13 protein-coding genes are annotated in these 14,298 nt (G+C 68.6%); 5 read left to right on the top strand and 8 right to left on the bottom strand.

What is annotated here, in order from left to right; genetic code table 11:
* The first annotated feature begins 37 nt into the window (after positions 1-37).
* The 4 genes from CFB40_RS10140 (at position 38) to CFB40_RS10155 (ending at position 4,630) form a co-directional block, all read left to right on the top strand.
* Positions 38-871 (top strand): zinc-dependent peptidase, encoded by an 834-nt coding sequence (locus CFB40_RS10140; protein ID WP_089425567.1) that lies wholly within the window; start codon positions 38-40, stop codon positions 869-871.
* 157 nt (positions 872-1,028) lie between these two features.
* Positions 1,029-1,289, top strand: coding sequence for a type B 50S ribosomal protein L31 (locus CFB40_RS10145; protein WP_006753671.1), 261 nt, complete (start codon positions 1,029-1,031; stop codon positions 1,287-1,289).
* Positions 1,290-1,433: 144 nt separating this feature from the next.
* Positions 1,434-3,266, top strand: coding sequence for an ArnT family glycosyltransferase (locus tag CFB40_RS10150; RefSeq protein WP_089425568.1), 1,833 nt, complete (start codon positions 1,434-1,436; stop codon positions 3,264-3,266).
* A 2-nt stretch (positions 3,267-3,268) separates the two neighbouring features.
* Positions 3,269-4,630 (top strand): MATE family efflux transporter, encoded by a 1,362-nt coding sequence (locus tag CFB40_RS10155; RefSeq protein ID WP_089431165.1) that lies wholly within the window; start codon positions 3,269-3,271, stop codon positions 4,628-4,630.
* Between the two features lie 11 nt (positions 4,631-4,641).
* On the opposite strand, the gene lipA is transcribed toward CFB40_RS10155, so the two are convergent.
* From lipA to CFB40_RS10185, 6 genes are all read right to left on the bottom strand, one after another.
* Entirely contained in the window at positions 4,642-5,607 is a 966-nt protein-coding gene (gene lipA / locus CFB40_RS10160) for a lipoyl synthase (RefSeq protein WP_089425570.1), read from the bottom strand.
* Positions 5,608-5,609: 2 nt separating this feature from the next.
* Positions 5,610-6,725 (bottom strand): acetoin dehydrogenase dihydrolipoyllysine-residue acetyltransferase subunit, encoded by a 1,116-nt coding sequence (locus CFB40_RS10165; protein WP_089431166.1) that lies wholly within the window; start codon positions 6,723-6,725, stop codon positions 5,610-5,612.
* Positions 6,726-6,729: 4 nt separating this feature from the next.
* Positions 6,730-7,734 (bottom strand): alpha-ketoacid dehydrogenase subunit beta, encoded by a 1,005-nt coding sequence (locus CFB40_RS10170; protein WP_060372406.1) that lies wholly within the window; start codon positions 7,732-7,734, stop codon positions 6,730-6,732.
* Positions 7,735-7,788: 54 nt separating this feature from the next.
* Entirely contained in the window at positions 7,789-8,808 is a 1,020-nt protein-coding gene (locus tag CFB40_RS10175) for a thiamine pyrophosphate-dependent dehydrogenase E1 component subunit alpha (RefSeq protein ID WP_089431167.1), read from the bottom strand.
* A gap of 77 nt (positions 8,809-8,885) precedes the next feature.
* The gene (locus CFB40_RS10180) at positions 8,886-9,662 is read right to left on the bottom strand and encodes an SDR family NAD(P)-dependent oxidoreductase (RefSeq protein WP_089425573.1); all 777 of its coding nucleotides are present in this window, start codon (positions 9,660-9,662) and stop codon (positions 8,886-8,888) included.
* A gap of 58 nt (positions 9,663-9,720) precedes the next feature.
* The gene (locus CFB40_RS10185; RefSeq protein WP_089425574.1) at positions 9,721-10,779 is read right to left on the bottom strand and encodes an ATP-NAD kinase family protein; all 1,059 of its coding nucleotides are present in this window, start codon (positions 10,777-10,779) and stop codon (positions 9,721-9,723) included.
* 529 nt (positions 10,780-11,308) lie between these two features.
* On the opposite strand from CFB40_RS10185, the gene CFB40_RS10190 reads away from it, so the two are divergent.
* A complete protein-coding gene (locus CFB40_RS10190; protein ID WP_089431168.1) occupies positions 11,309-13,225 on the top strand; it encodes a sigma-54-dependent Fis family transcriptional regulator in 1,917 nt (638 codons plus the stop codon).
* Between the two features lie 19 nt (positions 13,226-13,244).
* On the opposite strand, the gene CFB40_RS10195 is transcribed toward CFB40_RS10190, so the two are convergent.
* Together CFB40_RS10195 and CFB40_RS10200 are read right to left on the bottom strand one after the other, a co-directional pair.
* Positions 13,245-13,679 (bottom strand): carboxymuconolactone decarboxylase family protein, encoded by a 435-nt coding sequence (locus tag CFB40_RS10195; protein ID WP_089431169.1) that lies wholly within the window; start codon positions 13,677-13,679, stop codon positions 13,245-13,247.
* Positions 13,663-14,130 (bottom strand): MerR family transcriptional regulator, encoded by a 468-nt coding sequence (locus CFB40_RS10200; protein ID WP_089431170.1) that lies wholly within the window; start codon positions 14,128-14,130, stop codon positions 13,663-13,665. The genes CFB40_RS10195 and CFB40_RS10200 overlap by 17 nt, the downstream gene beginning before the upstream one ends.
* Positions 14,131-14,298 lie beyond the last annotated feature (168 nt).

The following is a 14,298-nucleotide window of genomic DNA, read 5'->3' on the forward strand; positions in this document are numbered from 1 at the left end:
TTAAAAGACAGGCTTTGGATTTCCGCGAGCCGCCTTCATGCTCTCGAAACTGACCCGCTGGTTCGACGACCGCCGCCGCGACCGCGCGCTGCGCAGCCACCCGATCTCCGACGCGCTGTGGCAGGAAACCGTCGAGCGCCTGCCGTTCCTTGCGGCACTGCCGCCCGACGCGCTCGGCCGGCTGCGCGAACTGACGAGCCTGTTCGTCGCGAAGAAATCGTTCTCGACCGCGCACGGGCTCGAGTTGACCGACGCGATGATCGTCTCGATCGCCGCGCAGGCCTGCCTGCCCGTGCTGAATCTCGATCTGTCGCTGTATGACGGCTGGGTCGGCGTCGTCGTGTATCCGGGCGAATTCGTGATCCGCAAGACGGTGCAGGACGAGGACGGGGTCGTGCACGAAGTCGAGCAGGACGCAAGCGGAGAGGCCTGGGAGGGCGGCCCCGTGATCCTGTCCTGGGAAGACGCGCAGATGACGGACGGCCACGACGCGTACAACGTCGTGATCCACGAGTTCGCGCACAAGATCGACATGGTCAACGGCGCGGCCGACGGTTATCCGCCCCTATTTCGCCGCTGGCACGCGCCCCACCTCGATGCGCAGGCCTGGGCCGACGTGTTCGAGCACGCGTACGACCAGTTCTGCGCGCGCGTCGACGCGGTGCCGGACCGTGCGTGGGCACGCTTCGAGCGGGACTCGCTGATCGATCCCTATGCCGCCGACCACCCGTCGGAATTCTTCGCGGTATGCAGTGAAGCGCTGTTCGTCCGGCCGAAGGCGTTCGAGTCCGAATTTCCGGAGTTGTACCGGCTGCTCGCGCGCTACTACCGGCAGGATCCGGCCGGCACCGGCGCGCTCGACGCACCGTGAAAATTATTCGTCAACCATCTGATTTTCTGGCATAATCGCCGTTTTTCGACCTTAGGCAAGTGGCTCGCGCCGGGCTTGGCGTCGTCTGGTTTGCGCAATGTGCGCGTTCCGGCACGGCAAGCGGCGGGTTGGCTACCGCTCTCACCAAGGAAAGACCATGAAAGAAGGCATCCACCCGAACTACCGCGAAGTCGTCTTCCAAGACATGTCGAACGGCTTCAAGTTCATCACGCGCTCGACGATCCAGACGCGCGAAAACATCGAACTCGACGGCAAGACCTACCCGCTCGCCAAGATCGAAGTGTCGTCGGAATCGCACTCGTTCTACACGGGTCAGCAAAAGATCATGGACACGGCAGGCCGTGTCGAGAAGTTCAAGAACAAGTTCGGCGTTCGCGCCAGCGGCAAGGCGAAGTAAGCTTCGCACTGCATCCGGTGGTTGCATTGCACCGGTACCGCACAAAAGGGCAGCCCAGGCTGCCCTTTTTTGTCTCTGCTCGCCCGGCAGGCGCCAGCCGGCGCCCGGGCATCGACCTGACGCGCAACAGCGGGCGCGTCTACAATGCCGGATGCTCGAAACCGGCTCGACCGCGCGCATCCGCGCCGGCCACCCGCCCATAACAAATCGCTCATCTGCATGAAGCCTGTCGTCCGTCTCACCGCCTCCGCCACGCGCGCGCTACCGCGCTGGCTGCTGCTCACGCTCTGCTTCGTCTACGCCGCGTTCGGCCTGTTCGGCCGCGACCCGTGGAAGAACGAGGACGCGGCAGGCTTTGGCGTGATGTGGACGATGGCCAAGGGCGGCTGGCACGACTGGCTGCTGCCGAACCTGGTCGGCAAGTTCATCACGACCGACGGGCCGCTCGGCTACTGGCTCGGCGCGCTGTCGATCCGCGGCCTCGGCCCGTGGGTCGACGCAAGCAACGCGTCGCGCGTCGATACCGGCGTGCTGTTCTGCGTCGCGTGTGCATTCGTCTGGTACGCGGCCTACCTGCTCGGCCGGCGTGCCGAGGTCCAGCCGTTCAAGTACGCATTCGGCGGCGAGCCCGAGCCGCGCGACTACGGCCGCACGCTCGCCGACGGCGCGCTGCTGGTGCTCGTCGCCTGCTTCGGTCTCGCGGAGCGCGGGCACGAAACGACGCCGCAGCTCGCGCAGTTCGCGTGGATCGCGATGCTCGTCTACGGGATCGTGCGCGGCATCGACAAGCCGATGCAGGGCGCGCTGTGGTGGGGCCTCGCGATGGGCCTCGTCGCGCTATCCGGCAATCCGGTGCTGGTCGTCGCGCTGCTCGCCGGCACGGCCGTGCTGTGGCTCGTCACGCCCGAGATGCGCAACCTGCGCCTGCCGCTGGTCGGCGTGCCGCTCGCGGCAGCGATCTTCGCGCTGTGGCCGCTGGCCGCATTCGTCGCGGCGCCCGACGATGCCGCATGGTTCTTCAACCAGTGGATCCACGGCAGCCTGATGCGCTTTTCCGGTCCGCCGACCGCGGTGCTCGGCTATGCGGCGAAGAACCTGCCGCTGTTCACGTGGCCCGCGTGGCCGCTCGCCATCTGGGCATGGTGGAGCTGGGCCGGCATGCGCCGCCGTGCGCACGTCGCGATTCCGCTGTCGGTCGCCGTACCGCTCGTCGCGCTCGTGATCCTGCAGAGCCAGCAGTCGAACCGCATGTACATGCTGCTGCTGCCGCCGCTCGCGGTGCTCGCGACGTTCGCGCTGCCGACCCTCAAGCGCGGCGCGATCAACGCGATCGACTGGTTCGCGGTGCTGAGCTTCACGATTCTCGGCACCTTCGTGTGGCTCGTGTGGCTCGCATCGATCACCGGCTTCCCGCATCCGCTCGCGCGCAACCTCGCCCGCCTCGTGCCCGGCTACGAGCCGCACTTCAAGATCCTGTCGTTCATCTGCGCGGTGATCGCCACCGTGTGCTGGTGCTTCCTGGTGCGCTGGCGCATCTCGCGGCAGCCGAAAGTGCTGTGGCGCAGCGTCGTGCTGTCGGGTGCGGGCACCACGCTGATGTGGGTGCTGCTGATGACGCTGTGGCTGCCGATCGTCAACTACGGCCGGACCTATCGCGACGTCGCGCAGCAGATCGCCGTGCACCTGCCGTCCGACTACGAGTGCATCTCGCCGGTACGGCTCGGTGACGCGCAGATCGCGACCTTCGCGTATTTCGGCAACATGCGCTTCGATTTCTCCGGCGACTGCGACGTGATCCTGCGCCAGGACCGCTCGGACTTCGGCGAGCCGAGCTCGATGTCGCAATACGTGTGGCGTCTCGTGTGGGAAGGCCGCCGCGCCGCCGACCGTGACGAGCGCTTCCGCCTGTACGAGCGCATCGAACGGCCGAAGACGCCCGTCAAGCGGCGTCCGCCGCGCCGCCAGCCGGCCGATTGACGATGTTTGGCGACATCCGCCGGATCGTCGGTCTCGCATGGCCGGTGCTCGTCGGCCAGCTCGCGATCATCGCGTTCGGCGTGATCGACACCGCGATGGTCGGGCGCTACTCGGCCGTCGATCTCGCCGCGCTCGGGCTCGGTTCGTCGATCTACATCTCGATCTATATCGGCCTGACGGGCATCCTGTCCGCACTGCAGCCGATCACCGGGCAGCTGTACGGCGCGCGGCGCTATGCCGAGATCGGCGAGGAAGTGCGCCAGGCGCTGTGGCTCGCGCTGCTGCTCGCGGTGCCCGGCTTTCTCCTGCTGCATTTTCCCGAACCGCTGCTGCGCGCCGCGCACACGCCTGCCGCGCTGCACGACCGCACCGTCGATTATCTGCGCATCCTGTCGTACGGGCTGCCCGCCAGCCTCGTCTTCCGCATCTACAACGCGCTGACCAACGCGGCCGGCAAGCCGCGCCTCGCGATGATCCTGCAGATCGGCGCGCTGCTGCTCAAGTTCCCGCTCAACGTGTGGTTCATCTTCGGCGGGTTCGGCGTGCCGGCCCTCGGCGGCCCCGGCTGCGGGCTCGCGAGCACGCTGATCAACTGGGCACTCGCGCTGATCGGCTACACGCTGCTCGCGAAGCTCGACGTGTTCGCGCCGCTCGCGATCTTTTCGCGCTTCTGCTGGCCGGTCTGGGAGCGCCAGAAGGCGATCCTGAAACTCGGCGTGCCGATGGGCCTGTCGTACCTGATCGAGGTCACGTCGTACACGTGCATGGCGCTGTTCATCGCGCAGTTCGGCACGACGACGCTCGCCGGCCACCAGATCGCCGGCAACATCGGCGCGGTGCTGTACATGACGCCGCTGTCGATCGGCGTGGCGGCGTCGACGCTGGTCGCGCGCGCGCTCGGCGCCGGACGGCCCGAGGAAGCCCGGCTGCTCGGCCGGCACAGCGTGATCTTCGCGTGCGGCATCGCCGCGACCTACGGCCTGCTCGTGTTCGTGCTGCGCCCGCTGATCATCGGCGGCTATACGCCGAACCCGGCCGTCGCCGCGGCCGCGATGCCGCTCGTCGCGATCGTCGCGTGCTACCACGTCTTCGATGCGCTGCAGGTCACGTCGGCGTTCGTGCTGCGCGCCTACAAGGTCGCGGTCGTGCCGACCGTGATCTATGCGGTCGCGCTGTGGGGCGTCGGGCTCAGCGGCGGCTACGTGCTCGGTTTCGACGTGGGCGGCATCGCGCCCGCATGGCTGACCGGCGCGCGCGGCTTCTGGTTCGCGAACACGATCAGCCTGATGCTCGCGGGCGCCGGGCTCGTGCTGTACCTGCGCCGCGTCAGTCGTGCGCACGCCGCTGCTTCCACGTCCGCCTGACGCGCCGCCCGCTACGTCTCCTCCAGCACGTCGGCCGCGTGATACGACGACCGCACCAGCGGGCCGGCGACGACTTCCCTGAAACCGAGCAACAGCGCCTCGTCGCGCCACGCGGCAAATGCGTCGGGGCTCACGTAGCGCCGCACGGGCAGATGGTGCGCGGACGGCGCGAGATACTGGCCGAGCGTCAGCACGTCGACGTCATGCGCACGCAGGTCGCGCAGCGTGTCGCGCACTTCGTCGTCGCACTCGCCAAGGCCGAGCATCAACCCCGATTTCGTCACCAACTCCGGCCGTGCCCGCTTCGCCTGCGCGAGCAGTTCGAGCGAGCCGCGATAGTCGGCGCCCGGCCGCGCCGCGCGATACAGCGACGGCACCGTCTCGATGTTGTGGTTGAACACGTCGGGCCAGGCCGTCGACAGTGCATCGAGTGCGCGGGCCACGCGGCCGCGGAAGTCCGGTGTCAGCACTTCGACGCCGATGCCCGGCACGCTCGCGCGCACCGCCGCGATGCATGCGGCGAAATGCGCGGCGCCGCCGTCGCGCAGGTCGTCGCGATCGACCGACGTGATCACGACGTAGCGCAGCCCGAGCGCCGCGGCCGCATCGGCCAGCCGCGTGGGCTCGTCGGGATCGAGCGGTTCGGGACGGCCGTGCGCGACGTCGCAGAACGGGCAGCGCCGCGTGCACAGGCCGCCCATGATCATGAAAGTCGCCGTGCGCTGCGCGAAGCATTCGCCGATGTTCGGGCACATCGCCTCCTCGCAGACGGAATGCAGCCGATGATCGCGCAGCACGGCCGCCATGTCGGCGACCGCCGCGCTCATCATCGGCCGCGCGCGCAGCCACGGCGGCTTCGGCAACGCCGCACCGGCCGCGGGCTCGACGCGCACCGGAATGCGCGCGAGCTTGTCACGGCTTCTCGCGCCCGGCTGGCCGAGCGCGGTAAGGCTGGGTCGTTCGAGCGCGGCGGCCATCGTCAGTCTCCGAGAAACGCGACGATCAGGCGGTTCACGTCGGCGGCCGCCTCCATCTGCACCATGTGCCCGCTGCCGGCGATCACCTCGGCACGCACGCCGTCAGGCAAGCCCTGCGCGTGCTGCGCCGGGATCACCTGGTCGTGCTCGCCCCAGATCACGAGCGTGCGCGGCGCAAGCGTCGCGAGCCGGTCGCGGAACACGCGCCGCTGCGCGGCACCGTCGAACGCGGCATGCGCGATCTTCTCCAGCGCGGCCTGCACGCCTTCGAGGCGCTTGTACTTGACGAGATCCTCGACGAGCTGCCGCGTGACCAGCGCGTTGTCCGCGAACAGCGCGCCAAGGTGCGGCTTCAACGTATTGCGGCTGTTGCCGGCGACGAAGCCGTCGATGTAAGCGCGGTTGATGTCGGTGCCGAGCCCCGCGCTCGCGATCAGCGTCAGCGACGCGACCCGTTGCGGCGCGCGCTCGGCCGCCGCCATCGCGACCGCACCGCCCATCGAATGGCCGATCAGGTGGGCGTGGTCGATGCCCTTCGCATCGAGCAGCGCGAGCACCGCGTCGGCCAGTTCATCGAGGCTGCCCGTCTCGACCGCCTTGCCCGACTCGCCGTGACCGGGCAGGTCGAGCGCCCACACCGGCCGGTGCGCGGCGAGATCGGCGTGATTGAACAGCCAGTTGTTGAGATCGCCGCCGAAGCCGTGGATCAGCACGGCGGGTGTGCCGCTGCCTTCGCCGAGCTTCAGGAAGCGCACCATCCGGCCGCCGATCTGCGCCTTCTCGGGCTGCGGGCCCGCGGCTTCGTCGGACGCCGCGCTCGGCACGAAATCGCGCTGGAATTCGGCGATCGCCGCGTCGATGTCGGCATCGCTCGCGTCGGCGGCCGCGACGACGCCGAGCAGCGCGCCGACCGGCAGCGTCTCGCCTTCCTGCGCGACCTGCCGGCGCAGCGTGCCGTCGAACGCGCATTCGACGCCCGACGAGATCTTGTCGGTCTCGACGTCGAGCACTTCGTCGCCCTTCGTCACGCGTTCGCCGAGCGCCTTCAGCCAGCCGTTGACCTGCCCCTGCTCCATCGACAGCCCCCACTTGGGCATCGTGATCATGTGAATCGACATCGTGTCAGCTCCTCGTCTTCAGGACCGCCTGCGCAATCGCATCGGCGGACGGGATATACAGGTCTTCCAGCACGCTCGCGAACGGCGCGGGCGTATGCGGCGCGGTCACAAGCCCGATCGGCGCCTTCAGCGCGTGGAATGCACGCTGTGCGACGAGCGCGGCGATATCGGTCGCGATCGAGCAGCGCGGGTTCGCTTCGTCGACGACCACCACGCGTCCGGTGCGCTCCGCGCTTTCGAGAATCGTTTCCTCGTCGAGCGGCGACGTCGTGCGCAGGTCGATCACGTCGACCTGGATCCCGTCCTTCGCGAGCTTCGCGGCCGCGTCCATCGCGAGATGCACCATCCGGCCGTACGTGACGATCGTCGCGTCGTCGCCGTCGCGCATCACGTTCGCTTCGCCGAACGGAATCGCATAGGACTCCTCCGGCACGTCGCCTTCGCGGGTATAAAGCAGCTTGTGTTCGAGGAAGATCACGGGATCGTTGTCGCGGATCGCCTGGATCAGCAGCCCCTTCGCGTCGTACGGCGTCGACGGGCACACGACCTTCAGCCCAGGAATGTGCGTGAACAGCGACGTCAGCATCTGTGAATGCTGCGCGGCCGCGCGAAGGCCTGCGCCGTACATCGCGCGGATCACGACCGGCGTCACGGCCTTGCCGCCGAACATGTAGCGGAACTTGGCGGCCTGGTTGAAGATCTGGTCGAAGCACACGCCCATGAAATCGATGAACATCAGCTCCGCGACGGGCCGCATCCCGCACGCGGCAGCACCGACCGCCGCGCCGATGTAGCCGCCCTCCGACAGCGGCGTATCGAGCACGCGGCCCGGAAACTTGTGGAACAGCCCCTTCGTCACGCCCAGCACGCCGCCCCACGCGTCGTCCTCGCCCGGCGCGCCCGCGCCGCCTGCATTGTCCTCGCCCATCACGATCACGCTGTCGTCGCGCGCCATTTCCTGCGCGAGCGCTTCGTTGATCGCCTGCGAATAAGTGATCTTCCTTGCCATGTCTGTCTCCTGGAATGTTCGGTTCGCCGTGCCGGCTGCGGTATCAGGCCGCGCTCACGGGTACGACACGTAGACGTCGGTCAGCAGGTCGGCGGCGTCGGGTACCGGCGCGGCCTTGGCCTGCGCGACCGCATCGTCGATCAGGGCCTTCACCTGGGCATCGACTGCGCGCAGGTCGGCGGTCGTCAGCGCCTCGGCCCGCACGACACGCGTTTCGAAATGCTTCAGGCAGTCCTTCTCGTCGCGCAGCTTCTGCACTTCCCCCGGTGCGCGATAGGTTTGCGCATCGCCTTCGAAGTGGCCGAAATAGCGCGTGAACTTCACCTCGACGAGCGTCGGACCGCCACCATTGCGCGCGCGTTCGACGGCTTCGCCGAGCGCTTCATGTACCGCGAAAAAGTCGAAGCCGTCGACGATCACGCCCGGCATCCCGAACCCGTTCGCGCGATCGGCGATGTTGTCGGTCGCGACCGACCAGCTCGACGACGTCGCTTCCGCATAGCCGTTGTTCTCGGCCACGAAGATCGCGGGCAGCCGCCACACCGACGCAAGGTTCATCGATTCGAAGATCACACCCTGGTTCGATGCGCCGTCGCCGAAGAAGCACACGCCGACGCCGCCGGTATTCTTGTGCTTCGCCGCGAGCGCCGCGCCGCAGGTATTCTTGTGCTTCGCCGCGAGCGCCGCGCCGCAGACGAGCGGGCCGCCAGCGCCGACGATCCCGTTCGCGCCGAGCATCCCCATCGACAGGTCGGCGATGTGCATCGAGCCGCCCTTGCCGTGGCAGACGCCCGTCTTCTTGCCGTAGATCTCGGCCATCATCCCGTGCACGTCGACGCCCTTCGCGATGCAATGCCCGTGGCCGCGGTGCGTGGTCGCGACGTAGTCGTCGAGGCCGAGGTGCAGTATCGTGCCGACCGCGGACGCCTCCTCGCCCGCATACAGGTGAACGAAGCCGGGAATCTCGCCGGTCGCGAATTCGACGTGCAGGCGCTCCTCGAATTCGCGGATCGTGCGCATCAGCCGGTAGGCGTCCAGCAGCTTGTCCCTGCTGAGCTGTGTCGAAGCGGTCATGTGTGTCTCCTGAGTAGGTCTGACTGCGAATGCCGCCGCGGCCGGGCCGCGGCGACGGATTGCACGGCCCGCGGCCGTCAGTGGAACGTGAAGCCGCCGTCGACGTTCACGGCCTGGCCCGTCACGTTGTCCATCGTCGCGAAGAACAGCGCGAGCCGGCCCATGTCCTCCGGCGTCTGCGCGCGGCCCTGCGGAATCAGCGTCAACTGGTGCCGCTGCCACGATTCCTCGACCGATTCGCCGTCGGTCTTCCATTCGTCGGACAGCCGGTCCCACATATACGTCCGCACGATGCCGGGGCAGATCGCGTTGACGGTCACGCCGTCGCGCGCGACCTCCTTCGCAAGCGCGTTCGTGAAGCCGACGACCGCGAATTTCGATGCGCTGTAATGCGCGAGATTCGGAAAGCCCTCCTTGCCGGCGATCGACGCGACGTTGATGATCCGGCCGCGGCCCTGCGCCTTCAGCGGTGCGAGCGCCGCCCGGCAGCCGAGGAACGTGCCCTTCGCGTTCACGTCCATCACGACATCCCAGTCGCGCTCGGTCAGTTCGCCGACCGGATGAATGCTGATCACGCCCGCGCAGTTCACGAGGATGTCGAGCCGGCCGAGGTCGGCGAGCGCCTGCGCAACCATCGCGTCGACCTGCGCGGCCTGCGTGACGTCGACCTTCGCAACCGCCGCCCGGCGGCCGAGCGCGCGTACCTCGCGCGCGGTGGCGTCGAGTGCGTCGTCGAGCAGGTCGGCCAGCAGGATGTCGGCGCCCGCACCGGCAAGCGTCAGGGCAATGCCGCGGCCGATGCCGCGCGCGCCGCCCGTGACGATGACGACCTGTCCTTCGAGTGGGGCTGTCATGGCGATGTCTCCTTGTCGATCGTTATGGATGTCGAAATGTCACTCGGTAAAAGATTGCTCAATAGCGCCACTCGCCGGCATCGCGCAGCAGCTGGCGTGACGACGCGTAGCGCAGCGTGCGCCCGACGTCGACCGTCAACGGCCCGCACCAGTCGAGCGAGATCTCGTAGCGATCGCCGCGCGCGACCTCGATCTCGCGCTCGCCGTCGAACGCGAGCGTGCCGTGCTCGAACGGAATCGTCTGCCACGCACCCGGCTCGAGCCGCTCGCAACTGCGCATCACGACGCGGTCCACGCGGCCGGGTGCAATCGGCGCGACGAGCGGCGTGCCGGCGGTCTCGCCATCGGCCGCGAAGCGCATCGCAAGCCCGTGCGGCGCGCTGCGTTCGAGCGGCGCCCACGCGCCGCCGAGCGCGGACAGACCGATCCCGTCCGGTTCCGCGAATGTCAGGTACAGCGAATCGATGTCGGCGGACCCCGAGATCGCGCGGGCGCCGATGAAGCGCTGCCGCGCGGCGCATACGTCGACGAGCGCGATCTCCTCGCGCCCCGGCTGCGCGCCCGCCACGCAGCGCACGACGAGCCGCTTGTTGCGCGTGAACGCGACTTCGGCCGGCACCGCGCCGGTCGCGGCGAGTCCTGCCGCGACGCCGGCGACCGTGGCTTCACGATGCTCGGGAAATGCGTTGTTGGTGCCGGTGGACAGCGCGACGAGCGGCGTCGCGCCGCAGTGCGCGGCAACCGCACGATGGGTGCCGTCGCCGCCGAGCACGACGATCAGCGCGACTTCCATCCGGTGCAGGTACGCGGCGCCGGCCTGGGTATCGGCGACGGTGTCGGTGATCGGCAGGTCGACGAATTCGACCTCGGGCCAGCGCTCGTGCGGCGCGACCGCACGGTGCGTGTCGATCGCACGCAGCAGCAGCGTCGCGATGCCCGTCCGGTCGCGCAGCGTCAGCACGCGCTCGACGCCCATCGCGCCGAGGCCGGCCAGCAGGCGCACGATCATGTTTGCCTTCTCCGCCGTCGGAAACACGGAGGCATGCGTCGTGAGGCGGCGGATGTCGCGCCCTGATGCGGGGTTCGCGATCACGCCGACGGTAACGGGCATCGTCACGGGTTCGTCTCCATCCAGTTGGCCTGTCGCGGCGCGTTGGCGTGCCGCGACTCTGCCTGTCTCGTCCGCTGCCATCGCCGGGCGGCGGATCGTCGTCGACGCGACCGCGCCGACTTGCCCGTGATCTCTGCAAGCGGCGTGCCACCCTGCGTGCGATGAACGTGAAACCCTTGTGAATGCTTACGCGACGGGGATGCCGGTGTGCCGGAATCGCCGCGGGAAGCACGGCGCGCGCGGCCATTCGGCCCGCTCGTCTCACCGCGTCGATACGACGAAACGGCCACCGCGACGCCGGCGCAAGCGCACCGCCCTGCCCGCAAACCCCGCCATATCGCGGCGCCGCGCAGGCCGCGTCATGCCGGACGGTCTCCGCCTGTCGCACATGAACGCGTCTCAACGACACGAGACAGCCCCCGATACCGTGAGACGAACGTCTCAGGCTCGCCGCGTGCTGCGATGCAATGTGATCCGTCGAACGGGATGTGCTACAAGAACATCGCATCCCCGCCGTACGGAACCGGAGCCGACCATGCCCTACGCCGTCCCCCAGGCCCAGCACGCCGACCGCGTGCTCGGCGCGCTCGCCGGACGCCTGCCCGCGCCGGCCGACTCCACGCGCCTCGTGTCGTCGTGGCAGCGGTCCCTGGAGCGTTACAGCCTCGACCCCGCTTCGTCGATCGGCCCGCGCGTGCTGACCGCGGCCGAGCTGCGCGAAGTGCGCGACAAGGAGGAGGCCTTCCTGCGCGCGTCGGGCCAGTGCCTGACGCGGCTGCACGACATGATCCGCGTCGCCGACTACTGCGTGATGCTGACCGACGCGCACGGCGTGACGATCGACTACCGGATCGACCGCGAGCGCCGTAACGACTTCCGCCATGCGGGGCTGCACATCGGCTCGTGCTGGTCGGAAAGCGAGGAAGGCACCTGCGGTGTCGCGAACGTGCTGACCGATCTCGCGCCGATCACCGTGCACAAGACGGATCACTTTCGCGCGGCGTTCACGACGCTCACCTGCAGCGCGGCGCCGATCTTCTCGCCGGGCGGCGAGCTGATCGGCGTGCTCGACGCGTCGGCCGTTCATTCGCCCGACGGCCGCGACAGCCAGCGTCTCGTCTATCAGCTCGTGCGGCAGAGCGCGGCGCTGATCGAGGACGGCTACTTCGTGCACAGCACCACGCAGCACTGGATCCTGTTCGGGCATCCGAATCGTCACTACGTCGAAGCGCAACCCGAGTGGCTGATCGCGTTCGACGAATGCGGCAACATCGTCGCCGCGAACCGGCAGGCGCGCGACGCGCTGCCGGCGCTGCGCGAACCGCGCCATATCGACGAGATCTTCGATGCGACCGAGATGCCGCTGCGCGATGCCGCGCGGCTCGATGCGATCGTCGCGCTGCGGCTGCGCGCGACCGGCGCGCCGCTCTATGCGCGGCTGCGTGCGCCGCTACGGCGCACCGGCCGCGAGCCCGGCACGGCCTCGCGCCGCCCGGGAAGCGCGCAACGCCACGTCGGCGCGCTGACGCCGTTTCTGCACAGCAGCGATGCGCATATCGCGCAGCAGGCCGAACTCGCGCTGCGTGTCGCAAGCAAGCGGCTGCCGATTCTCGTGCTCGGCGAAACCGGTGCGGGGAAGGAAGTATTCGCGCGTGCGATCCACGATGCCGGCGCGCGGCGTGCGCGGCCGTTCGTCGCGGTCAACTGCGGCGCGCTGCCGGAAGCGCTGATCGAGAGCGAACTGTTCGGCTATGCGGCCGGCGCGTTCACCGGCGCACGCAAGCATGGCGCACGCGGCAAGATCGCGCTCGCCGACGGCGGCACGCTGTTCCTCGATGAAATCGGCGACATGCCGCTCGCGCTGCAGACGCGCCTGTTGCGCGTGCTCGCCGATGGCGAAGTCGTGCCGCTCGGCAGCGATACGCCCGTGCGCGTCGATCTCGACGTAATCTGCGCGACGCACCGCGATCTCGCACGCATGGTGGCCGACGGCACGTTCCGCGAGGACCTCTACTACCGGCTGAGCGGCGCGACGTTCGAACTGCCGCCGCTGCGCGAGCGTGCCGACGTGCGCGACGTGATCGCCGCCGTATTCGCCGAGGAAGCGCAGGCCACCGGCCACGTGCTGACGCTCGATGCGACGCTCGCCGAACAGCTCGCCGCGTATCCGTGGCCCGGCAACGTGCGGCAATTGCGCAACGTGCTGCGCTATGCGTGCGCGGTGTGCGACGCCGCGCGCGTGACGCGGCGAGATCTGCCGGCCGAGATCGCCGCGCAACTCGGCGGCGTCGTACCCGGCACGCTGCCCGACGACGAACGCGGCCGCATCGTCGCGGCGCTCACCGCGCATCGCTGGCGGCCCGACGCGGCCGCGCAGGCGCTCGGCATCTCGCGCGCGACGCTGTACCGGCGCATCGCGAAGCACCGGATCGTCGCGCCGCACCGCGCGTGACGCGCCGGCGCGCGCTTCGTCATGCGGTCTGCCCGGCCGCTTCGTTCGCGCCTGCCGCGTCACCGGCCGCTTCATCGCGCCGCGTGAACACTTCATGCGCGGCGAACAGCGCGTTGAGCGCGGCCGGCATCCCCGCGTACACGGCCATCTGCATGAACACCTCGACGATCTCGTCGCGCGTGCAGCCGACGTTCAGCGCGGCCTCGATATGCACCTTCAGCTGCGGTTGCGCATTGCCGAGCGCGGCCAGCGCCGCGATCGTCGCGATCTCGCGCGCTTTCAGGTCGAGCTGCGGCCGGCTGTAGATGTCGCCGAAACTGAATTCGACCAGGAGCCGCCCGAAGTCCGGCGCGATCGGCGCGAGCGCCGCGATCACGCGCTCGCCCACTTCGCCGTCGATTTCCTTCAGTTTGTTCCAGCCACGCGTGTAGCGGTCTTCAACCAGTCGTTCCATTGTGTCCGTCCTGTTCCGAGAAAGAGTGAGAAGGTCTTGCCCGTCGTGCCATCTCCCGCTCCTGTGCCTCATAGTTCACGATCTTGTCGCTGATCACATCGAGGCTCGCCTGCAGCTCCGCGATATGCGCGCGCACTGCCTCGTGATGTGCGACGAGCAGGCTGCGCCGCGCACCGAAGGTCGACTCGCCTTGCGCGCGCAGCGCCGCGAACGCCTGCATCTGCGCGATCGGCATGCCGGTCGCCTTCAGGCGCATCACGAAGGCCAGCCAGTCCAGGTCGGCCGGCGCATAGAGCCGGTGCCCGGCCGCCGTGCGCGAAATCGCGCGCAGCAGGCCGGCCTGCTCGTAGTACCGCAGCGTATGCGTCGACAGGCCGGTCATTTCGGCGACCTGGCCGATCGTCAGCGGACCGGCAGAGGCAGAGGAAGGTTGGGTTACGGTTTTCGACATGGCAGGAACAAGGTTAGGAGTTAGAGTTCACTCTAAGTCAAGCGCTATCGAACAGCCAGTACGACGATCATCGGCGACACCCCGGCGACACCGTAAAGAATGGTCAAAACCGCCGCCCGGCGCAGGTTTCGGTCTTTACAGCGCCGCAAGCCTTCAGCAAGATTCGGT

Source organism: Burkholderia sp. AU31652, assembly GCF_002223155.1.
GTDB lineage: Bacteria > Pseudomonadota > Gammaproteobacteria > Burkholderiales > Burkholderiaceae > Burkholderia.

Bases quoted from the DNA above. Each gene is read 5' to 3' on its own strand.
- CFB40_RS10140 (WP_089425567.1), top strand. From the start codon at position 38: ATGCTCTCGAAACTGACCCGCTGGTTCGACGACCGCCGCCGCGACCGC.
- CFB40_RS10145 (WP_006753671.1), top strand. From the start codon at position 1,029: ATGAAAGAAGGCATCCACCCGAACTACCGCGAAGTCGTCTTCCAAGAC.
- CFB40_RS10150 (WP_089425568.1), top strand. From the start codon at position 1,434: ATGCCGGATGCTCGAAACCGGCTCGACCGCGCGCATCCGCGCCGGCCA.
- CFB40_RS10155 (WP_089431165.1), top strand. From the start codon at position 3,269: ATGTTTGGCGACATCCGCCGGATCGTCGGTCTCGCATGGCCGGTGCTC.
- lipA (WP_089425570.1), bottom strand. From the start codon at position 5,607: ATGGCCGCCGCGCTCGAACGACCCAGCCTTACCGCGCTCGGCCAGCCG.
- CFB40_RS10165 (WP_089431166.1), bottom strand. From the start codon at position 6,725: ATGTCGATTCACATGATCACGATGCCCAAGTGGGGGCTGTCGATGGAG.
- CFB40_RS10170 (WP_060372406.1), bottom strand. From the start codon at position 7,734: ATGGCAAGGAAGATCACTTATTCGCAGGCGATCAACGAAGCGCTCGCG.
- CFB40_RS10175 (WP_089431167.1), bottom strand. From the start codon at position 8,808: ATGACCGCTTCGACACAGCTCAGCAGGGACAAGCTGCTGGACGCCTAC.
- CFB40_RS10180 (WP_089425573.1), bottom strand. From the start codon at position 9,662: ATGACAGCCCCACTCGAAGGACAGGTCGTCATCGTCACGGGCGGCGCG.
- CFB40_RS10190 (WP_089431168.1), top strand. From the start codon at position 11,309: ATGCCCTACGCCGTCCCCCAGGCCCAGCACGCCGACCGCGTGCTCGGC.
- CFB40_RS10195 (WP_089431169.1), bottom strand. From the start codon at position 13,679: ATGGAACGACTGGTTGAAGACCGCTACACGCGTGGCTGGAACAAACTG.
- CFB40_RS10200 (WP_089431170.1), bottom strand. From the start codon at position 14,130: ATGTCGAAAACCGTAACCCAACCTTCCTCTGCCTCTGCCGGTCCGCTG.